The sequence below is a fragment of the Streptosporangium amethystogenes genome, from assembly GCF_000721075.1.
Lineage (GTDB): Bacteria > Actinomycetota > Actinomycetes > Streptosporangiales > Streptosporangiaceae > Streptosporangium > Streptosporangium amethystogenes.
Window position 1 is genome coordinate 236,457 of the sequence record NZ_JOEQ01000004.1, and the last position, 20,476, is coordinate 256,932.

Here is a 20,476-nt window from a genome sequence, read left to right on the forward strand (position 1 = left end):
CGTCGGGATGGGGGCTACTGGCCCGTGGACTTCTTGCCGAAGCGCTTCTCGAAGCGCGCCACCCGGCCGCCGGTGTCCAGGATCTTCTGCTTGCCCGTGTAGAAGGGGTGGCAGGCGGAGCACACGTCGGCGTGGATCACGCCGTTCTTGGCGGTGCTGCGGGTGGTGAAGGAGTTACCACAGGTGCACGTCACCTGAGTGGCGATGTACTCCGGGTGGATGTCGGGCTTCATGTCGTCTTTTCCTCTCCAAAACGCGGTCGCCGGGTCGCCACTGTCTCTCGCCGATGAGGCTTGCGCGCTGGCACACCGAGGTGCGCGCGGGCGGGAACCGGAACCGCTGCGGTTCGGCTACCAGTGTGCCAGATCCTGCAACCATCCCAGGCCACAAGACATTCCCCGCCCTGGACAGACCGGGGCCGCAGGCGTTCACCTGCCCAGATACGCGAGCACGGCGAGAACCCGGCGGTGGTCGTCGGTGGCGGGCTCCAGGCCGAGCTTGCCGAAGATACCGGAGATGTGTTTCTCCACGGCGCCCTCGGTGACGAGCATGCGCCCGGCGACCGCGGCGTTGGAACGGCCCTCCGCCATCAGGGCCAGAACCTCGCGTTCCCTCGCGGTCAGCGACTCCAGGGGATCTCCCCTGCGCTGGCGGCCCAGCAGCTGCCCGATCACCTCCGGATCGATGACCGTTCCCCCGCCGGCCACCCGGCGCACCGCGTCGAGGAACTCGGCCACGTCCGCTATCCGCTCCTTGAGCAGGTAGCCGACCGCCGCGGCGCCACCGCCGATCAGCTCCGTGGCGTACTGCTCCTCGACGTACTGCGACAGCACGAGGATCGGCAGCCTCGGCCGCCGGCTCCTGGCCTCCAGGGCCGCGCGCAGTCCCTCGTCGGTGTGCGTCGGCGGCATCCTGACGTCGACGATCGCCAGGTCCGGATCGTGCTCGACCACCGCGGCCACCAGCCCCGGGCCGTCGCCCACGACCCCGACGGTCTCGATGCCCCCGTCGGCCAGCAGCCTGGCCAGCCCCTCGCGCAACAGCACCGAGTCTTCGGCGATCACCACCCGCATGCGTTCAGGCCTCACCATTCGCAGGGCAGTTCGGCTCTGATCATCGTGGGGCCGCCGAGCGGGCTGTCGACGCTCAGGGTGCCGTCGATGGTCGCCGCCCGGTCGGCCAGCCCGGCGAGACCGCCTCCGGGCCGCGGCACCGCGGCGCCGACCCCGTTGTCGTAGACCTCGACGATCACCCGCTGCTCCCGCCGACTGACCCGGATGGACGCCTCGGTGGCCTCGGAGTGCTTGGCCAGGTTGGTCAGGCACTCGGCCACGACGAAGTACGCGATGCTCTCCACCGCCGGCGGGGGCCGGTGCGAGACCTCCACCGCCAGGTCCACCCGCACGGGCGCGCGCGCGGCGAGCGACGACAGGGCGGCGTTCAGCCCCCTGTCGGTGAGGATCGCCGGATGGATGCCCCTGGCGAGGTCACGCAGCTCGGCGATGGCGGCCTTGGTGCCCCGATGCGCCTGGTCGAGGAGCTCCCGGGCCGCCTCGGGATCGGAGTCCAGCTTGGCCTGCGCCCGGCCCAGGTCCATGGCCACCGACAGCAGCCGCTGCTGTGCGCCGTCGTGCAGGTCGCGCTCGATCCGGCGCCGCTCGGCCTCGGCCGCGTCCACCCCGCGGGCCCGGCTGGCCCGCAGGTGCGCGGCCCGGGCCGCCAGCAGTCTCTTCTCCCCCGCGCCCAGCAGGGCGGTGCCGAGCAGGCCGTGCAGCCAGGCCATCCCCCGGGTCGCGTACAGGGCCGCGAGCAGGAACCCCATCCCGATCAGCGTGCACAGCAGCGCCTTCGGCCCGCTGTCGATCGGCAGCTCGCCGATGGGCGTCATCGGCTCCCCCACCAGCAGCAGGGGCAGTGGCGCCACGGTCAGGCCGAGCCCGAGCGTCCACAGGACCGCCGAGACCGTGAACTCCGCGATCCCGATCGGCAGCAGCAACAGCAGGTAGAGCAGGTCCTTCCAGGTGGCGGGGTCGACGAACATGTCCTTCCAGCGCAGGAACAGGTTGTCGCCCTCCGATGGCCGGTAGGGGGTGGGAATGTCGACGCCGAAGGCCAGCCGGAGGAACCGGCGCTCCAGCATCGCCACCCCCCGCCAGGCCAGCATGGTCAGGGCGAGGAGCGGCAGCCCGATCCACACGATCACCAGCGCCAGGGAGAGCGGGATCACCGAGGCGAGGAACGCGAACCAGGCGAGGCCGTGGAACAGGCTCACCAGCAGGTAGGGAACGGCCCGCCAGGTCATCGGGTCGACGAACATGCCGAGGGGGCCGTTCGGCCCGAAGGGCACGCGACGCCGGAGCGGCGTCCTGACCGCGGGCGTGCTCACCACTGTCTCGGTAGTCACGCGCCCCCCTGTCATCCGCGAAAATGCGTCCTGAAGTAGGGATATCCCGAAGACCTGGGTCAGACAAGCGCTTTGGAAACGCCGAACGCCCCGGCCCGAGGGGCCGAGGCGTTCAACGTGCGGTGAGCGGTCAGTCGCGCTCGGAGCTGACGGTCGTCTTCTGCACCTGGAGCAGGAACTCCGCGTTGGACTTGGTCTCCCTCATCTTCTCCAGGAGAAGCTCAAGAGCCTGCTGCATGTCAAGGGCGTGCAGCACGCGGCGGAGCTTCCAGATGATCTGGAGCTCGTCCTTGCCCATGAGGATCTCCTCCTTGCGGGTACCGGACGCGTCGACGTCCACCGCGGGGAAGATCCGCTTGTCGGCGAGCTGCCGGTTGAGCTTGAGCTCCAGGTTGCCCGTGCCCTTGAACTCCTCGAAGATGACCTCGTCCATCTTGGAGCCGGTCTCGACCAGCGCGGTGGCGAGGATCGTCAGCGAGCCGCCGTTCTCGATGTTGCGGGCGGCACCGAAGAAACGCTTCGGCGGGTAGAGCGCGGTGGAGTCGACACCACCGGACAGGATGCGGCCGGAGGCCGGGGCCGCCAGGTTGTAGGCGCGGCCCAGACGGGTGATCGAGTCGAGCAGCACGACCACGTCGTGGCCCAGCTCCACCAGGCGCTTGGCGCGCTCGATGGCCAGCTCCGCGACCGTGGTGTGGTCCTCGGCCGGGCGGTCGAAGGTCGAGTGGATGACCTCGCCCTTCACCGACCGCTGCATGTCGGTGACCTCTTCCGGACGCTCGTCCACCAGGACGACCATCAGGTGGCACTCGGGGTTGTTGTGGGTGATCGCGTTGGCGATCGCCTGAAGCACCATCGTCTTGCCCGCCTTGGGCGGGGAGACGATGAGACCGCGCTGGCCCTTGCCGATCGGCGCCACCATGTCGATGATCCGGGTGGTCAGGATGTTCGGCTCGGTCTCCAGGCGCAGGCGCTCCTGCGGGTAGAGCGGGACGAGCTTATTGAAATCGGGGCGCTGCCGCGCCTGCTCCGGGTCCATGCCGTTGACCGTGTCCAGGCGGACGAGCGCGTTGAACTTCTCGCGGCGCTCGCCGTCGCGGGGCTGGCGGACGGCGCCGGTGACGACGTCGCCCTTGCGCAGGCCGTTGCGGCGGATCTGGGCCAGCGAGACGTAGACGTCGTTGGAACCCGGCAGGTAACCGCTGGTCCTGACGAACGCGTAGTTGTCGAGGATGTCGAGGATTCCGGCGATCGGAATCAGCACGTCGTCGTCGCCCACCACGGGCTCGTTGCTGTCGAAGCGGTCGCGGCCACGGCGGTTGCGCTCGCGGAACCGGCCGCGACGGCCGCGACGGTCGTCGTCGTCGCCCACGCCGTGCTGGTCGCTGCGGTCCTGCGGCCCCCGGTTCTGCGGGCCACGGTCGCCACGGTCGCCGCGATCGCCGCGCTCACCGCGGTCGCTGACCCGCTCACCGCGGTCGCTGACCCGCTCGCCACGGTCGCTGACCCGCTCGCCACGGTTCTGGCCGGCGTCGGCGGCGCGGGAGTCGGTGCGCTGGTCTCCGCGCTGCTCTCCGCGCTGTTCGCCACGGTTGTCGCCACGCTCACGGCGGTCGTTGATGCGCTCACCGCGCTCGCCACGATCGCCGCGCTCGCCACGGTCACCGCGCTCGCCACGATCGCCACGGTCGCCGCGCTCGCCGCGGTCACCGCGCTCGCCACGGCCGCGACGCTCACCGCGCTCACGGCGGCTCTCGCCACGCTCGCCGCGGCCCTCGGCCGGGACGGCGTCGATGGTCTGCTGCTCCACGACAGGCTCGGGAGCGACGACGGCGGCCACGGGCTCGGGAGCGGGCGGTGCCTGCTCCACGACGGGCTCGGCGGCCACGACGGGCCGGGAACGTTCCCTGCGGGCGCGCGCCGGGCGCTCGACGACCGGCTCGGCCGCGGCTGCAGGGACGGCTACGGCCGGAGTCTCCTTGGCGGTAACGGGAGCCTGGGCACTCTCGGCGGAGACGCCCTGCTTCTCCTGGATGGCCGCGATGAGCTGGCTCTTGCGCATCCGCCCTGTCCCGCTGATGCCGAGACCGGAGGCCATGGCCTGCAGTTCGGGCAGCACCATGGCGGACAGGCCGGTGCCGGAGCGACGGCGCGGCTTGGCCGCGGGGCGGGTGGGGGTGTCGCCGGACGTCGGCGCCGTGCCGGTGACGTCGGAGAGGAGTTCGGTGGTGTCGCTCACTAATGGGTCCTTCCCAGGGGTCGGGCGTGGCCATGATCAGCCAATCGTCCCGGTGGTGCGATCGACCCGGTGGGACAGACCGGGTCGGGTTGCACGTTGCGATCCTCGACGGCCCATGGAGAGCCGCCGCCACTGTCGGAGAAGGGCTGATCCAGGCCGTCACCATCGAGAATCGCCGACGGTGGGACTTGGAGGACACCCCCCCGGATTGCTACCGGCAACCAGATGTCGAGGTAGATCGAACGCGCATGTCCCCTAAAACGCCGCCTCTTCGTTGCCCCAGCCGAATGTGGAGCATTCGGAGGCGACGGATTCGGGGAGGCCACTGCGGCGATCACGCCTCACGGAGTGAGACATGATGCAGCGATGTGTGGCTGACAAGCACGCACCCAACGCGGGGCACCTGGTGCGGCTATCAGCCTAACATCACCAGCGCACACAGCTATTCCCTGAAGGTCGAGAGATGTCAGCGTGTCTCAAGAGAAACAACACGGGCACCCCGGGTTTCGACATCCAGTGGCCGGATGTGCCAGTCATTACCCACTTCCGCTGCGATCAAATCCTGCGTATTCACGGTCGAAAACGCAAGAACCGTGGGCCCCGCTCCCGAAACGACCGCGGCGACGCCCGCCCCGCGCAGCCGCCGCACCAGATCGGCGGTGAGCGGCATCGCGGGCGCACGGTAGTCCTGATGGAGGCGGTCCTCGGTGGCGGCCAGCAGAAGTTCCGGTTCCGGCCTGGCCGTCAACGCCGCGACCAGCAGCGCGGCCCGCCCCGCGTTCGCGGCGGCGTCGGCGTGCGGGACCTCCTTGGGCAGCAGCCCGCGGGCGACCTCGGTGGACAGCCGGTACCCGGGGATGAGGACCACGGGCCTGACCTCGGAGTGCGGGAGCAGCCGGACCAGGTGCGGCGCCCCCGTTCCATCCGTCCACGCGACGGTGAGCCCGCCCGCCAGGCACGGCGCCACGTTGTCGGGATGGCCCTCGATCTCGGTGGCCAGCGCGAAGACCTCGTCGTCGGTGAGTTCGGGCCGCGCCCTCGGCTGGTGAGCGAGGGCGGAGCCGTCCTGGTACGGGGGGCCGGCCAGCGCGCGGGCGGCGATGATCCCGGCGCAGATCGCGGCGGAGGACGATCCGAGACCTCGGGCGTGCGGGATGCGATTGAGGCAGCGCAACCGGATCCCAGGTGGCTGCCCGAGCCCCATCCGATCGAAGGTCGCGCGCATCGTGGTGACGACGAGGTGCCCCTCGCCCCCGTCAAGCTCACCGGCGCCCTCTCCCTCGACCTCGATGACCACGCTCCGGGAGCCGGAGCCCTCCGGGGGCTCGAACAGCTCGACCTCGACCTCGTCGTGGAGGTCGAGTGCCAGACCCAGCGTGTCGAACCCCGGGCCGAGATTCGCCGAGGTCGCGGGGACCTGGACGGTCACCTTGCCGCTGATCATAGATCTCCCGGGGCACGGCTCGATGGCATGGCCATGGCGGACAAGTGGCTTCTCCTATCTGCCCGGTTCTGCGGGATTTCCAAATGTGATGCCGGGGCGGTCACGGCGTGCCGGGTTCACTGGGCCCCGCCCCTCGGATCTTCCGCCCGTCGTGGCCGGGCGGCGCCTCGCCGCGTTGTCGCCGGTCGCCGCGGAACGCCACGGCTCCCTCCACCGTCCCGCGGGGCACCGCCTGACCAGCTGACCGGCCCTCGTCACGGCAGGCTCCGCGGCACCGGGTCTAGGCGAGTTCGAGGGCGACGGCCGCGGCGTGCGCGTCGATCGGGATCGTCACCGGGGTGGGAGCGCCCGAGATGGCCCAGTCGGGGTCCTTGAGGCCGTTTCCGGTCACCGTGCACACGACGCGCTGCCCCGGCTCGACCAGGCCCTGGCTGTGGGCCTGGAGGAGGCCCGCCACGCTGGCGGCAGAGGCGAGCTCGACGAAGACGCCCTCCTCCTGGGCGAGCAGCTTGTAGGCGGCGGCGATCTGGCGGTCGGTGACGGCCTGGATGACGCCGCCGGACTCGTCACGGGCCGCCTCGGCGAGCCCCCACGAGGCGGGGTTGCCGATCCGGATCGCGGTGGCGATCGTGTGCGGGTGGGTCACCGGCGCACCGTTGACGATCGGCGCGGAGCCGCTGGCCTGGAAGCCGAACATGCGGGGCGTCCTCGTCGCGATGCCGTCACCCGCGTACTCGGTGTACCCCATCCAGTACGCCGAGATGTTACCCGCGTTGCCGACCGGGATGCAGTGGATGTCGGGAGCGTCCCCGAGTGTGTCGACGATCTCGAAGGCGGCGGTCTTCTGGCCCTGGAGCCGGAACGGGTTCACCGAGTTGACCAGCGCGATCGGGTAGCTCTCGGAGAGCTTCCTGGTCATCTCCAGGCAGTCGTCGAAGGAGCCCTCGACCTGGAGCAGCCGGGCCCCGTGGACCAGCGCCTGGGCCAGCTTGCCCATCGCGATCTTGCCCCGGGGCACCAGCACGGCGCAGGTCAGGCCCGCGCGGACCGCGTAGGCGGCGGCGGAGGCGCTGGTGTTGCCGGTGGAGGCGCAGATGACCGCCTTCGCCCCGTCCTCGACGGCCTTGCTGATGGCCATGGTCATGCCACGGTCCTTGAAACTTCCCGTCGGGTTGAGGCCCTCGACCTTCAGGTAGACCTCGCAGCCGGTCAGCGCCGACACCCGGTTCGCCGGGACGAGCGGGGTGCCGCCCTCCAGGAGCGTGACGACGGGCGTCGCCGTGGTCACCGGAAGTCGGTCACGGTACTCCTCGATGAGGCCACGCCACGCCCTGGTCATGATTGCTCCTCCCGCGCGCGGCCAATCCGTGCGCGTGCTACCTGCGGTGTTGGAAAAGAGTCTACGGGCAACCTGTTCAGCCTTGGGATGCGCTGTCCACCGAATGGACACCTGGGGCGTCCTGCCTACAGGAAACCCTAAGAATGGGCCGGTAGGGTCTGCGGAGCTTGACAGGCCTTGACAAATGACGGGTCGAACACTTGACGGGCTACGAACCAGACAAGGGGTGCCACATCATGACGGGCGGCGCGGCGGACCTGCCACCGATCCGGCACAACGACTACTCCCCTCTAGACCCGCCCGCGCTCGGCGCGTGGGATCCGGAACTCTCGGTCAGTGTGATCATCCCGGCTCGTGGCGGACAGCACAGGCTCGATCTGACCCTCGCCTCCCTGGCGGCGCAGACCTACCCGGATCACCTCATGGAGGTGATCGTGGTCGACGACGGCAGCGAACCTCCGCTGCGTCTGCCGGAGATCGTCCCGCCGGGCACCAGGCTCGTGCCCACCGACCCCTCGGGCTGGGGCATCGCCCACGCGGTGAACACCGGCGCCGCCCTCGCCGACGGGCGGATCATCCAGCGCCTCGACGCCGACATGGTCGTCTGCCGCGAGCACATCGAGGCGCTGGCCCGATGGCACCATCTGGCCGGTTATCTGGTCACGATCGGCGCGAAGAAGTTCGTCGAGGAGCCGTCGCTGACGGCGGCCCAGGTGCACGACGGTGTGCGTGCGGGCCGGCTGGAGTCCGTCTTCGACCTGTCGGACGCCCTGCCCAGTTCCACCGAGCAGACGATCTCCCGGACCAACGGCCTGCGGGCCAGCCGCAACCCCTACCACGTGTGCACGGGGCCGACGGTGTCCATGCGGCGCGAGATCTTCCGTGCCGTGGGCGGGGTGGACGCGGAGGTGTTGCGGGGCGAGGACACCGAGTTCGCCTACCGGCTGGCCGCGCACGGCGTGGTCTTCATCCCCGACATGAAGGCCCAGGCCGTGCACCTGGGACTCCCCGCCCAGCGCCGCAACCGGCAGCGGGCGGTACAGGTCGTCGCCCCCTACCTGGCCCACCGGGTGCCGCTCCGCCGCGACCTGCGCAAGGACCGCGGCCGCCACTGGCTGGTCCCGTACGTGGAGGTGGTGCTCGGTGCCGAAGGGCCGGAGGAACAGGTGCGCGAGGCGGTGGGCGCGGCGCTCGACGGGTCGCTCGGCGACGTGGTCGTCACCCTGGTCGCCCCCTGGTCGAAGCTGTCCGCGGAGCGCCGGCCGATGCTGGACGATCCCCTGTTCGACCTGCGGCTGCTGTGTGAGCACTTCGCCCACGACGAGCGGGTGCGGTTCGCCGACGAGGTCTCCGGAACCCCCGCCCCGATCCCGTTCCGCTACACCGGTCCGGCCTCGGTCCCGCTGGGGCGCGACTCGCTGGAGCGGATGATCGCCGCGATGCAGGACGATCGTTCCGGCATGCTCGTCGTCGATCTCGGCGCTGACGGCGAGGCGACGCTGGAGCGGACCGAGGCGCTGGGCCGGGCGAGACTGCTCGGCGCGGACGACGTCGCCGCCGTCGCCGCCTCGGTCGGGGCCACTCACGGTGTGCGGCGAGGGGCGCGGCCGGAGTTCTGGCCCGCAGAGACGGCGCCCCCCGCTCCGGCCTCGCCCCGGCCCCAGGCTCCGGCCCCCGAGCGGAAGAGCGCGCCGCAGGCGGTGAGACAGGGCGCCGGCCAGGTCCGGCGGCACCAGGCCCGGGACGGGTGGACCACGCTCCTCGGCAGGCTCCGCACCTCCCTCAGGAACTGAGCCGTACCGTCGCCGCCGGTCAACGACCGGCCAGGAGCCGGCCAGGAGCCGGTCCGGGCGGGTCAGGCAGGGGCGCCCACGCTCTGGCGGCTTTCCGGCAGGGGCGTGACCCGGCGCCGTACGACCAGCCCGAAGGCGACGACGAGCAGGCCGAGCGTGCCCGACACCACGAACGGCGCGGCCGGGCGCCAGGCGTCGTAGAGGAGGCCGCCCAGGGCGGAGACGGTGAGGATGCCCAGGGCGCCGCAGAGGGTCTGCACCCCGTAGGCGGAGCCGCGCACCCCGGCGGGTGCCTGCTGGGCCAGGAGCGGTCCCGCGGTGGTTATCCCGGCGATCTCCCCCAGCCCGATGAGCACGGCCACCAGCATCATCCCGGAGCCGAGCGGGTCGCTGATCAGCAATGTCGACAGGTAGGACAGCGCCGCGACGGCCTGGGCCAGGATGACCACGTCCTGGCGCCGCATGCGGTCGCCCAGCCAGCCGAACAGCGGGGCGGCGAGCACGGCCACGGTCTGTGCGACGCCGACCACGGCTCCGGCCCTGGCTAGGGCCTCCGCCCCGGACATGCCGCGCTCGCTCGTGGCGTGGTCGACGACCCATAGGGACAGGAAGCCGGCGACCACCGCGAGGTCGGCGCGGGCGACGAACGCCGCCGCGTACGACAGCGCCACGCCGGGGTCGCGGGCGAGCGTGACGCCTTCCCTGACCAGACGGGGCAGCGGGAGGCGCCCGGGGCCACCGGGGATCCCCTCCTTTGACAGGGTGAACCACATCAGCGCGGCGACCGCGAGAACAGCCGCGGCGATGATCAGAAAGGAGACTCGGGCGGCTCCGACCGGGGCCATCCCCCCGTTCTCCAGGATCTCGGGCAGACGGATCAGGCCGAGCACCGCGAGCATCGCGCCCAGCCCGCTGAACAGGCCGATCAGGCCGTACGACTTGCCTCTGGAGCCGTTGCGGACGTAGTCGATCGCCACCGTGGACAGCATCGCGTTGAGGGCGGCCACGCCGAGGGCGAAGATCACCCGCAGCACCACCAGGACCGTCACGTTCGCGGCGAAGGGGAAAAGCGCGGTGCCCAGCGCACACAGCGCGAACCCGGCCACCACGATGGGCCGGCGACCGTGCCGGTCGGCCAGCGCTCCGTACCAGACCAGGCTGGCGATCATCGCGATCTCGGCGGCCACGCCCAGGAGACCGACGACCTTGCCCTGGTCCGCCTTGCCCACTCCGATGACGGCGCCCAGGATGTAGGGCTGTGCGGCGGGCAGGAAAGAGATGATCATGGTCGAGGCGAACGCCATGGACAGGCAGGCCCACATGTTGCCGCGGCCGATGCCGTCGGCGAGCTGGAGACCGAGAACGTGACGCGGGGGGGTGACGGCCATGGCGCGATCCTGTCATTTCCGGTAAAGCTTCTCCAATGGCCTAAATAACTATGATCAACACAATTCAAGAAATATTCCTACAAGGGAGCGGCGTGTGACCGACCAGATACCCAAGGGTGTTCAAACCCATATTCCTAATGTCGCACGTATGTACGATTACTATTTAGGAGGTAAAGACCACTTCCCCGCAGACAGGGAGGCCGCGGAGAAGGTTCTGGAGGTCATCCCCGAGATCCGGCACAGCGCCCGCTCCAACCGCGCGTTTCTCGGCAGGACCGTCGGCTTCCTCGCCGAAGCGGGCATCCGCCAGTTTCTCGACATCGGTGCCGGCCTGCCCACCCAGAACAATGTGCACCAGGTCGCGCCCGGCGCACGGGTCGTCTATGTCGACAACGATCCGACGGTCCTGGTTCACGGCCGGGCGATCCTCGGCAAGAACGAGAATGTGACCATAGTCGAGGGCGACGTACGCCGGCCGGAGGAGATTCTGGAACATCCGGGCGTGCGCGCGGCCATCGACTTCGACCAGCCGGTGGGAATACTCCTGCTGGCGATCATGCATTTCGTTCCCGACCGGGAGGATCCCCTCGGCATCGTCGCCACCCTGCGCCGAGCCATGGCCCCCGGTAGCCACCTCGTCCTGTCCCACGTCGCGATCGACGCCCGCCCGGAGGCGGTGGAGGGGGTCACCCAGGTCTACGACGGGGCCTCCTCACCCTTCGTCGCCCGTACCGGCCAAGAGATCATCCGCCTGTTCGAGGGTTTCGACATGGTCGAGCCCGGCATCGTCAACCTGCCCGAGTGGCGCCCGGACCCCGGCACCGCCGTGCCGTACCGGGACATCGGCTCCTACTTCCTGGGCGGCGTCGGCGCCGTCGGGAACGAACGCTGACCGGTGCCGCGCGGACAGGCGTCCGCGCGAGAGGGACCGGCGCGGGAAGGTCAGCGGCGGCGGGTGATGGCCCGTTTGACCGAGGAGAGCAGCCCGTACTGGACGATCTTCCTGGCGGCGGCCAGTTCCTTGCGCAGGGTGCCGACCTCGCGCCGCAGCTCGACCGCGCTCTTTCGCCAGCGGCCCGCCTCGTCACGCCATTTGGTCACCTGACCGCGGAGCCGCTCGTTCTCCCTGGTGAGACGGGCCACCTGGGCCTCCGCCTCGATCCTGGCCCGGTGGGCACCCCGGCGGCCGACGATGGGGCGGGCCTCGGACGCGAACCCGTAGGTCTCGCCGTCCACCCAGACCACGCCGAAGGTGTCCGCCACGGCGTCGTCGAGGTCCTCTCCCTCCTCCAGCACGATCACGGCGCGCGCGAACGCGGCGGCGCGCTCCAGCCGCGCCGCGACGATCATCCGCTCCGCGCCCGCTCCGCCCTCGCCGTCCTGTCCCCCCTCGGCCAGCAGCACCGCGACCAGGCCGTAGCCGTCGTCCCCGGCCAGGTCGAGCAGGCGGGCCAGGGTGTCGTCACCGGGCACCCACCCGGCGGGCAACCTGAGCCGGTAGGGGGCGGAGGTGACGGGGGCCTCCTCGACGAAGCGGACCCTGGGCTCGTGGGCGTAGTGACCGCGGATCAGCACCAGGTCCAGGTCCGGATCCTTCAGGGGGGCGCGCCCCTCCGTGCCGATGCCATCCCACGGACCGGCGAGGGTGACCGCGACGTCGGGCAGGGTACCCGCGAGGACGGCGTCGACCGTGGCGCGGACCTCGTCGTAGGAGTATCCCGTCCCCTCCCCGGGCTCGACGACCACCTCCAGGTACGGCACCTTCCACTGCCTGCCCGGATGGGAGCGGAGCCAGCGGTAGGAGGGGATCCGGTCGGCCACGAAGGCGTGGCTGATCCGGTCGATCGGCGCCTTGTCGCGCATCCGCATGGTCGGGCCCAGGTGGAAGGCGCGCGACAGTGGCTCGGGGACGAAGACGGCACCAGCCTGGGCGAGCCGGTAGCCCATCTCGGTGTCCTGGCCGAGGATCAGGTCGGTGTCCATCGGCCCGGCGGCGGCGAGCAACGCGGCGTTGACCGAGGTCGCGCCGCCGACGTGCAGGCTGAACGCGCGGTGCGGGTTGGCGGTGAGACCGTCGGTGCGCTCGACGAGGTCGACCAGCCAGGCATGCGGCTCGGCGGGCTCGAAGAGCTCGGCCAGGTCGTCGGCGGCGGCCACCGCCTCGGGAGCGGGCAGCCTGGCCGGAGTGAAGCGCAGGTAACCGGTGACCGCCAGGTACGGGGCGGCATGGTGCCAGCGCATGTGCGCCTCGACCGACCTGCGGTCGAGAACCACGTCGGAGTCGAGCCAGTGGATCACGTCACCGGTGGCGGCCGACAGACCGGCGTTGCGGGCGTGGGCCCGGCCGGGGGTCGGGCAGACGATCAGGCCGGTGCCCTCCGGGCGGAGTTCGGGCAGGCGTAGCGGCGGGCTGCTGCCGTTGTCGACCACGATGACCTCGGTCAGCGCGGCCGGGTAGGTCTGCACGGCCAGCCCGGCGAGTGCCAGGTCGAGTTTCTCCTGATCACCGTAGGCGGGAATGACGACGCTTACCCGGAGCGAGGGTGTCCAGGCCCCCAGGGGGGGCGGCGTGAGGCTCCGGTAGTCGTTACCGGCTATCCGTGCTGTCATCGCGCTTCCAGGATCAGACTCGGGCGGAAACCGCGCCACTGGTTCGACGCGACGCGCAGGAAGTGAGCCAGGGAGAGCCGCCAGGTGTGCTCGGCACCGACCGAACGCCGCAGCACATAGCCCAGGCCGTGGGTGCGGTAGATGCGCGCCCCCGCGGCGCGCGCGGCCTTCAGCAGCCCGGCGTCGACGCCCCGGGGCAGCGGAGGGAAGCCGCCCGCGTCCCTGAAGGCGTCGGCGGGGAGCAGGATCGTGCCCCCGGCGACGTGCTCGGACCAGACCTCGCTGGCGTAGTCGGTACGGCGGACCGTGGCGTTCAGCGGCTCCAGGTGGAAGAACTCGGCCGCGGTGCCGACGATGTCCGCCCCGGAGTAGGCGCGGGCGAGCAGCAGATCGGCCAGATGCTCGGGGCCGTACCAGTCATCGTCGTCCCACTTGGCCAGATAGTCGCCCTCCGCCCTGGAGGCGGCCAGGTTGAGCACCTCCCCGAAGGGGGTCTCCCCTGCGGCCTCGAACACCGTGACGGGCAGGGCGCACCCGCGCAGTGCCCGCCTGACCTCCTCGTGCGCGGCGGGCACGCCGTGCAGGCCGAGCAGGACCTCGACCCGTACCCGGCGCTGCCCGGCGATCTGGCCGAGCGCGGCGCCCAGCAGGTGCGGCCGCATGCTGGACATCACGACGCTGACCGTGGGCGGCGTCTTCGCGTGATCTGTCCCCATCCGGTCGCGGAGCCCGTGGCGGCGTAGTCGCACACTGTGCTCCTCCCTGCGCAGAGCGGTCACCGACCGGAGACCTGAGCCGTCGTCCTCCTCGGGCGCCCAGGCCGCGAGCAGGCGGGCCAACTCGGGATCCACCCAGTCAGGCGAGACGGCGGCGTGCAGCGGCACCCCGGCCGCGGCCAGGCCGGTGACCGCGCCGACCGGAACCTCGGAGGCGGGCCAGCGGACGACCAGTCCCCGCAGCGGGCGCAGGCGGGCCACCTCCTCGGCGTCCGGCCGGTCGCCGAGCGGTGAACCGGCCGCCAGCCAGCCCTCGCCGGTCCAGGACAGCTCGGCCGTCTCCCCGTCCGCCGGCCGCAGGAAGCCCGCCGGTGTGGCGAGAAGGGACGGGGGCAAGGAGATCGACTGCGCGGGCACGACCGAAGGATAGCGAGGTAGGGAGATCCCTTCTCACCACACCTCACACTTGACCCGTGCAATCACCCTCAATCACTCACAGCTGTCACACAGGTCACAGGAACCTTGGAATTTCCCATTTCCAGCCATATTTGCACATGAAGAGCGGATAGCCTCATTTATCTCCCCGTCAATGCACAGGTAATGACAGAGCGGCATGGAAGGTAAGCGCGGATGCCCACGCCCCGAAAACTGACGCTTCTGGCGGCGACCATCGGTCCGGTGGTACTGATCGCGCTGGCACTGCTCGCGGGTACCGATGTCATCTCGGTCACGGCGGCCGTCGTGCTCGGTGCGATCGCGACGGTGTTCGCCGTCCAGATGCTGGCGATCGCGACAGTGCGCAGGGTCGACGGCAAGGCCCTGCGGATCGACACCCGCATCAAGCGCTACGAAGCGGAGCTGACCACGGTCAAGGCCGCCACCGAGCGGCTGGACCGGCGGCTGGACGAGATCGTCGAACTGCTCAGGGAGCACGAACGGAAGCGGGACGAGGACCTGCAGACGATCCTGGTCTCGCTGGGCGAGGATCGGCTGGTCTCCATACCGCAGCGCCAGGAGATGGCGGAGGTGGTCAACAACCTGCTGCCGCGACTGGCCGCCGTGGAGGCGCGGACCGAACAGGCCGCCTCGGAGGGAGAGGCGTGAGCGGGGCCGGGCACGGCGACCTGGCCGGCCGGAGCGGCGTCCCGCGCGCCGGGGTCAGGCAGAACGACTACGGGCCGCTGCTCCCACCCGACCTGGGCCGGTGGGAGCCCCGGCTCAGGGTGAGCGTGGTGATCCCGGCGCACGACTGCCAGGACGCCCTGGACCGCACGCTCGCCTCCCTCGCCGCGCAGACCTACCCCGCGCATCTGATGGGGGTGGTCGTGGTCGACGACGGCAGCGAGCCGCCGCTGCGCGTCCCCGAGATCACTCCGGCGGGCACCCGCCTTGTCCGGGTACCGGAAGGCCACTGGGGACGGGGCTGGGCCCGCCAGACCGGCGCCGAGGCGGCGGTCGGCGACATCCTGCACTGGGTCGACTCCGACATGATCCTCGACCGGGAGCACGTCGAGGCGCACATGCGCTGGCACCACCTCCTCCCCTACGCCGTCGTGATGGGCGACGTCCGCTTCACCTCCGACGGGACCTGGCCCCGTGCCGGGGAGGTCCTCTCCGCCGTGGAGGCCGGGGACGCGGAGAGACTGTTCGACGGGTCCGCGCCACACGAGTGGCGGGCGGGCGTGCTCAAGGAGACCCGGTGGCTGCGGGACGCGGGCACCGGGGCCCACCGGCTCCACTCGGGGGCCAGCACATCGGTCCCGGTGGCACTGCTCCGCTCGGCCGGCGGCGTGAACACCGCGTTGAACATGGGTGAGGACACCGATCTCGGCTTCCGCCTCGCACAGGCGGGCGCGGTCTTCATCCCCGATCCGCAGGCCCGCGGCTGGCACCTCGGCCCGTCCACGGTCATGCTCAGGGAGAAGGAGGTGCACCGGCACAACTGGTCGGTGCTGCCCGACCTCATCCCCGATCTGCGCTGGCTGCGCACCCACCCGCGCAGGACCTGGCTGGTGCCGTACGTGCACGTCGTCGTCGACGTCGGCGGCGCCCGCTACGAGGACGTGCGGGCGAGCGTGGACAGCGCGCTCGCGGGCACCCTCGTCGACGTCGCCGTCACCGTGGTCGGGCCCTGGGCCCGGCTCCCCGCCGGACGCCGCCCCTCCCTCGACGAGCCGCTGCTCGATCTGCGTCTGGTGCACAACCTGTACGCCCATGAGCCACGGGTCTCCTTCGCCGAGGAGGCGCCCGCCGGCTCGGCACCCACGCCGTTTCGCCTCACCTTCCCCGCCGGGTGGGCACTCGGCGCCGACAGCCTGGCCGAGCTGGTGAAACTCGCCGAGAGCGAGGGGTACGGGCTGCTGAGCGCGGTCCTCGACGAGGGGGCCACTGGGGTCAGAGCGGCCAGGTTGGAGCGCACCGCCGCCTTCGCCAGGGCGGCGCTGGTGGCCGGAGACACTCCAGACGGTGACATCGACGGCGCCGTCCACGAGCTTTTCGGTTCCCTGTGGGTGAGTGCCGCCGAGTTCGGCGTGACGACCGCCGGGGAGGCGGAGCCCGTCGCCGGGGACCCCGCGAAGTGGCGGGCCGAGAGCACCCGGTGGAAGCGCGAGGCGGAACGGCTGCGGGGCGAGGTGGAGAGCCTGCGCGCCGAGACCGAGCGCCTGCGGACGGAGGCCGGGCACCAGCGGGACGAGCGGCGGCGCGGCCCCCTGGGGAGGATCATCCCGACGACCAGGCGGCAGACCGCTCCGCGCCGGGGGAAGAGCGGCTGATGTCACTGCTGATCGATCTCGTCCGCACCGCCGGGGAACGGAACGGCAAGCGGCGCGTCCTCGTCTACTGCGCGGGCTTCGAGACACTCGGCGAGCTGGAGTCGTATGGGGCGATGGACCTCGACGGCGACCTCGACGGCATCCCGCGCGCGGAGGAGGGCGCCGCAGAGATCCTGGTGCTCGCCCGCACCCCGACGGACCTCCGCAGGGCCGCGAGCCTGCAGTCACTGCTGGCCATGGCCCCCCGGGTGGTCGTCGCCGTGGAGGAGACGCCGCACTGGTACACCGCGCCGGTGCCCTCGCCCACTCCCGCCCACCGCTGGCGGTCGCTCGTCGAGCTCCGGGTCCACCAGCCGGCGGCGCCCGCCTGGGTGATCGAGGCGCGGTTCTCCAAACCGGCCCCCGCCGGGCGGACGCTCGCCGCGACCGCCAGGGCGTTCGCGGGACACCGGATGGACGCCGTCGCCGCGCCCGTCGCCGGTCTGGCCGGCCCCGGGGCGGCCCACTGGCGTCCCGGTGACCCGAACGCGGCCCCGTCCTCGCCGGAAGGGCCGGTCCCCGACAGGTTCGGCGCCCGCGGCGCCGACCTGGTCGTGCGCGCGGTCGACGAGGAGCCGCCGCCCTGGTCCGGCGACGAGAACCCGGCGGACCGCCCGGTCGCCGAGCTGATGAGCTGGGAGCGGCTCGGCCGCCCCGGCGGCGGCAGGATCCTCCAAACCGGTCTCGGCGACCTGTCAGAACCCCGGACCGTCCCACCGATCGACGACCGCTCGGTCAACCCCATGGGCTTCGTCACCGTACCGTCCCTCGGCATCGCCGAGCTGTCCGTGGAATCCGGCCGCTGGGCGATCACCTGCGGTGGCCGGACCCTCACCGCCTTCGCGGCCTCCGGCGCCGTCACGGACGTGGACGTCAATCGGATCAGGCAGGTCAGAGGGGTACGGGTGGACTGGCGGCGCGGCCACAGCGGCCCGGTGGCCGCGCTCCGCGTCGTCACCGGGCTGGCGGCGGCCGGGGTGCCGCTGGTCTCCGAGGCCGTGCCGCGCTGGGCGGGCGCCCTCGGCCCGGAGCTGGCCAGACTGATCACCTCGGTCGACGAGCCCGCGCTCAAGGACGACCTGGAGCGCGAGGAGCACAGCATCCGGCTGCGCCGCGAGGCGCTGCGCGGCCACGGCGTCCGCGCCCGCTGGGAACAGCTCGGCGCCCCCGCGAGGCCCTCGCCGCCGGTCTCGGTGCTGCTCGCCACCCGCCGCCCGGAGATGGTGGGCTTCGCGTTGGAGCAGCTGGCCAGGCAGCGCGGCGCCGAGTTCGAGGTGATCCTCGCCCTGCACGGCATCCCGGCGACGCATCCTGGCGTGGCCGGGGCGCTGGCCTCCTTCGAGCGGCCGGTCACCGTGTTCGAGGCGAACGAGGAGAGCGTGTTCGGGGCCGTGCTGAACGAGGCCGCGGCCAGGGCGTCGGGATCGTTCCTGCTGAAGATGGACGACGACGACTGGTACGGGCCCGACTTCGTCTCCGACCTGCTGCTGGCCCACTCCTACTCGGGAGCCCAGGTGGTGGGCATGGTCCCGGAGTTCGTCTACCTCGCCTCGATCGGGGTGACCGTCCACCGCGAGCAGGTCACCGAGCAGATCACCAACTTCATCGCCGGAGGGACCATCTTCGCCGAACGCTCCGCCTTCGAGGCCGTGGGCGGCTTCCGTCCCCTGCCCGGCACGATCGACGCCCAGTTCCAGCACGCCGTACAGGCCGCGGGCGGGCAGATCTACCGCACCCAGGGCCTGGGCTACATCCTGCGGCGTGGCAACGTCGCCAACCACACCTGGCGCGAGCCGATCGGCACGTTCCTGCGACGGAACAAGCGCCAGTGGCGCGGCTTCCGGCCCAGCGCGCTCATGGAGCTCCCCCAGGAGGCACCGTGAACGCACCGCGCACGCCGCGGGTCCCGGCCGAGGAGCCCATGGACGCGCCGTACGCACCGCCGATTCCGGTCCAGGCCGCCGCGCCGCGGATTCCCGGCAACGACTACGGGGTGCTGCCGGCGCCCGCCCTCGGCGCGTGGGAGCCGCGCCTGCCGGTGAGCGTGGTGATCCCCGCCAGGGGAGGGCAGGACAGACTCGACCTCACCCTGGCCGCGCTCGCCGCGCAGACCTATCCCGCGCACCTCCTTGAGGTGATCGTCGTGGACGACGGCAGCGCGCCCCCGCTCCGGCTCCCCGAGATCGCCCCCGAACACACCCGGATCATTCCCGGCGCCCCCGGCCGCCGGGGCATCGCCTGGGCCCTGGAGACCGGCACCGCCGTCGCGGACGGCGAGGTGATCCACCGGATGGACGCCGACATCGTCTCCTACCGGGAGCACGTCGAGGCGCACATGCGCTGGCACCACCTGGCCGGCTACCTGGTGGTGCTGGGGACGCTGCGCTTCACCGCCATGACGGGCACCTCGCCCGCCCCCGCCGAGGTCCAGATCGCCGTCGCCAAGGACAGGGCGGACTCCCTCTTCACCGAGGATCCCGAGCACGGGCACGACTGGATCGCCGACCTCGTCGCCGCGCACCGCGGCTTTCGCGACGCGCCCAACTCGCTGCTGCACCGCGTCCACGTGGGCGCGACGGTCTCGCTGCCGGCCGCCCTGCTGAAGGAGGCGGGAGGGCTGGACACCTCCCTGCGGCTCGGCGAGGACACCGAGCTGGGCTACCGGCTCACCCAGACGGGCGCGGTGTTCGTCCCCGACGCCGAGGCGCTGAGCTGGCACCTGGGCACGACGACCGCCATGCGCAGGCCCGCGGACGTCAGGCGGCACAACGACCCGTTCATCGCCGACCGGGTCCCCTACCGGCGCCACCTGCGCACCGACGCGGGCCGGCAGTGGCTGGTCCCCTACGTCGACGTCGTGGTGGACGCCCGAGGCGCCTCCTTCGAGGACGTCAGAGCGAGCGTCGACGGGGCACTGGCCAGCAGCCTGCCCGACGTGCGCGTCACCCTGGCCGGGCCGTGGGCGTCGCCCGCGGGCGAGCGCCATGAGGCGGTGGGCGGGCCGCTGGACGACCCGCTGCTCGACCTGCGGCTGCTGCGCGGCCAGTACGCCCACGACGGCCGCGTCTCCTTCGTCGAGCGGGTCCCGCCGACCTCGGCCCCCGCACCGTTCCGGCTCGTCTGCCCCGCCGGGTGGGTGCCCGGGGCGGAGTCGCTGGCCATGCTGGTCGAGCGGGCGGAGCAGGACGACGAGGGCCTGCTGCTGGTGGCACTGGACGAGGACGAGTCAGGTGTGCTGGCCGCCCGCCTGGAGCGGACCTCCGCCGTGGCGAGGGCGAGGCGGGTGGCCCGCGCGGGCGAGTCGCTCGACGACGTGATCGCCGAACTGCACGGCGCGACCTGGCTGGACGCGGAGTCCTGGCGGCTGCGGCCGGCGGCGCGCGCCTACCCCTACTGGGCCACGAACCGTAACCGGGAGGCCGTGCGCTGGCGCGCGGCGGCCGAGTCGCGGGCGCGGGAGGCCGAACGGGCCCAGCAGCAGATCGCCGCGCTCAAGGCCGAGCTCAAGGAGTTGCGCGCGGTGGCCGCCAAGGGCCGCCGCGACATCGTCAGGTGGAAGGAGAAGGCCGAACAGCGCCGCCTGGAGGCCGTCGCCCTGCGCCAGGCCCGGCAACGCTCCCTGCTCGGCCGTGCCGCCCGCGGCCTCCGCAGGCTCACCGAGAGCTCCTGAGGGCCTTCCCCCACACCTTCCCGCCCCCGTATCGCGGAAAGGGCCTGACGGGGCCGTTCC

General features: G+C 71.8%; 15 protein-coding genes. 6 read left to right on the forward strand and 9 right to left on the reverse strand.

Annotated features, from left to right (window positions below):
- Positions 1-14 precede the first annotated feature (14 nt).
- The 6 genes from rpmE to thrC all read right to left on the reverse strand — a co-directional run bounded on the left by rpmE (position 15) and on the right by thrC (position 7,426).
- Entirely contained in the window at positions 15-233 is a 219-nt protein-coding gene (gene rpmE, locus IG98_RS0105880; protein WP_030906633.1) for a 50S ribosomal protein L31, read from the reverse strand.
- Positions 234-428: 195 nt separating this feature from the next.
- Positions 429-1,073 (reverse strand): response regulator transcription factor, encoded by a 645-nt coding sequence (locus tag IG98_RS0105885; RefSeq protein ID WP_030906635.1) that lies wholly within the window; start codon positions 1,071-1,073, stop codon positions 429-431.
- Positions 1,074-1,084: 11 nt separating this feature from the next.
- Positions 1,085-2,404: a sensor histidine kinase gene (locus tag IG98_RS0105890; RefSeq protein WP_030906638.1), complete on the reverse strand. Its 1,320-nt coding sequence runs from the start codon at positions 2,402-2,404 to the stop codon at positions 1,085-1,087.
- 130 nt (positions 2,405-2,534) lie between these two features.
- On the reverse strand, positions 2,535-4,643 hold the full coding sequence (gene rho / locus IG98_RS0105895) for a transcription termination factor Rho (RefSeq protein ID WP_030906641.1): 2,109 nt from the start codon (positions 4,641-4,643) through the stop codon (positions 2,535-2,537).
- Positions 4,644-5,109: 466 nt separating this feature from the next.
- The gene (thrB, locus tag IG98_RS0105900; protein WP_030906643.1) at positions 5,110-6,087 is read right to left on the reverse strand and encodes a homoserine kinase; all 978 of its coding nucleotides are present in this window, start codon (positions 6,085-6,087) and stop codon (positions 5,110-5,112) included.
- Positions 6,088-6,367: 280 nt separating this feature from the next.
- Positions 6,368-7,426 carry a threonine synthase gene (thrC, locus tag IG98_RS0105905; protein ID WP_030906646.1) on the reverse strand — a complete coding sequence of 353 codons (1,059 nt, stop codon included), beginning with the start codon at positions 7,424-7,426 and terminating at the stop codon, positions 6,368-6,370.
- A 236-nt stretch (positions 7,427-7,662) separates the two neighbouring features.
- Here thrC and IG98_RS0105910 point away from each other — a divergent pair, with 236 nt between their 5' ends.
- The gene (locus tag IG98_RS0105910) at positions 7,663-9,219 is read left to right on the forward strand and encodes a glycosyltransferase family 2 protein (RefSeq protein WP_030906650.1); all 1,557 of its coding nucleotides are present in this window, start codon (positions 7,663-7,665) and stop codon (positions 9,217-9,219) included.
- A 62-nt stretch (positions 9,220-9,281) separates the two neighbouring features.
- Here IG98_RS0105910 and IG98_RS0105915 read toward each other — a convergent pair whose 3' ends face one another.
- Complete coding sequence (locus tag IG98_RS0105915; RefSeq protein ID WP_051751650.1) at positions 9,282-10,607, reverse strand: MFS transporter; 1,326 nt, start codon at positions 10,605-10,607, stop codon at positions 9,282-9,284.
- A 94-nt stretch (positions 10,608-10,701) separates the two neighbouring features.
- On the opposite strand from IG98_RS0105915, the gene IG98_RS0105920 reads away from it, so the two are divergent.
- Entirely contained in the window at positions 10,702-11,499 is a 798-nt protein-coding gene (locus IG98_RS0105920; RefSeq protein WP_030906656.1) for an SAM-dependent methyltransferase, read from the forward strand.
- 50 nt (positions 11,500-11,549) lie between these two features.
- Here the strand turns inward: IG98_RS0105920 and IG98_RS0105925 are convergent, their stop codons facing one another.
- Positions 11,550-13,217, reverse strand: a complete 1,668-nt coding sequence (locus tag IG98_RS0105925; RefSeq protein ID WP_030906660.1) for a glycosyltransferase family 2 protein — start codon at positions 13,215-13,217, stop codon at positions 11,550-11,552.
- Entirely contained in the window at positions 13,214-14,350 is a 1,137-nt protein-coding gene (locus IG98_RS0105930) for a glycosyltransferase family 2 protein (protein ID WP_030906664.1), read from the reverse strand. The genes IG98_RS0105925 and IG98_RS0105930 overlap by 4 nt, the downstream gene beginning before the upstream one ends.
- 213 nt (positions 14,351-14,563) lie before the next feature.
- Between IG98_RS0105930 and IG98_RS0105935 the strand changes: the two genes are divergently transcribed.
- The 4 genes from IG98_RS0105935 to IG98_RS44540 are packed head-to-tail and all read left to right on the forward strand — an operon-like array spanning position 14,564 to position 20,416.
- A complete protein-coding gene (locus tag IG98_RS0105935; protein WP_030906667.1) occupies positions 14,564-15,037 on the forward strand; it encodes a hypothetical protein in 474 nt (157 codons plus the stop codon).
- Entirely contained in the window at positions 15,034-16,707 is a 1,674-nt protein-coding gene (locus IG98_RS0105940; protein ID WP_051751653.1) for a glycosyltransferase, read from the forward strand. Before IG98_RS0105935 ends, IG98_RS0105940 begins: the two co-directional genes overlap by 4 nt.
- Positions 16,707-18,629: a glycosyltransferase gene (locus tag IG98_RS0105945; RefSeq protein ID WP_051751655.1), complete on the forward strand. Its 1,923-nt coding sequence runs from the start codon at positions 16,707-16,709 to the stop codon at positions 18,627-18,629. Before IG98_RS0105940 ends, IG98_RS0105945 begins: the two co-directional genes overlap by 1 nt.
- Positions 18,626-20,416, forward strand: a complete 1,791-nt coding sequence (locus tag IG98_RS44540) for a glycosyltransferase family 2 protein (protein WP_051751657.1) — start codon at positions 18,626-18,628, stop codon at positions 20,414-20,416. Before IG98_RS0105945 ends, IG98_RS44540 begins: the two co-directional genes overlap by 4 nt.
- Positions 20,417-20,476: the final 60 nt, after the last annotated feature.

Bases quoted from the DNA above. Each gene is read 5' to 3' on its own strand.
- rpmE (WP_030906633.1), bottom strand. From the start codon at position 233: ATGAAGCCCGACATCCACCCGGAGTACATCGCCACTCAGGTGACGTGC.
- IG98_RS0105885 (WP_030906635.1), bottom strand. From the start codon at position 1,073: ATGCGGGTGGTGATCGCCGAAGACTCGGTGCTGTTGCGCGAGGGGCTG.
- thrB (WP_030906643.1), bottom strand. From the start codon at position 6,087: ATGATCAGCGGCAAGGTGACCGTCCAGGTCCCCGCGACCTCGGCGAAT.
- thrC (WP_030906646.1), bottom strand. From the start codon at position 7,426: ATGACCAGGGCGTGGCGTGGCCTCATCGAGGAGTACCGTGACCGACTT.
- IG98_RS0105910 (WP_030906650.1), top strand. From the start codon at position 7,663: ATGACGGGCGGCGCGGCGGACCTGCCACCGATCCGGCACAACGACTAC.
- IG98_RS0105915 (WP_051751650.1), bottom strand. From the start codon at position 10,607: ATGGCCGTCACCCCCCCGCGTCACGTTCTCGGTCTCCAGCTCGCCGAC.
- IG98_RS0105925 (WP_030906660.1), bottom strand. From the start codon at position 13,217: ATGACAGCACGGATAGCCGGTAACGACTACCGGAGCCTCACGCCGCCC.
- IG98_RS0105935 (WP_030906667.1), top strand. From the start codon at position 14,564: ATGCCCACGCCCCGAAAACTGACGCTTCTGGCGGCGACCATCGGTCCG.
- IG98_RS0105945 (WP_051751655.1), top strand. From the start codon at position 16,707: ATGTCACTGCTGATCGATCTCGTCCGCACCGCCGGGGAACGGAACGGC.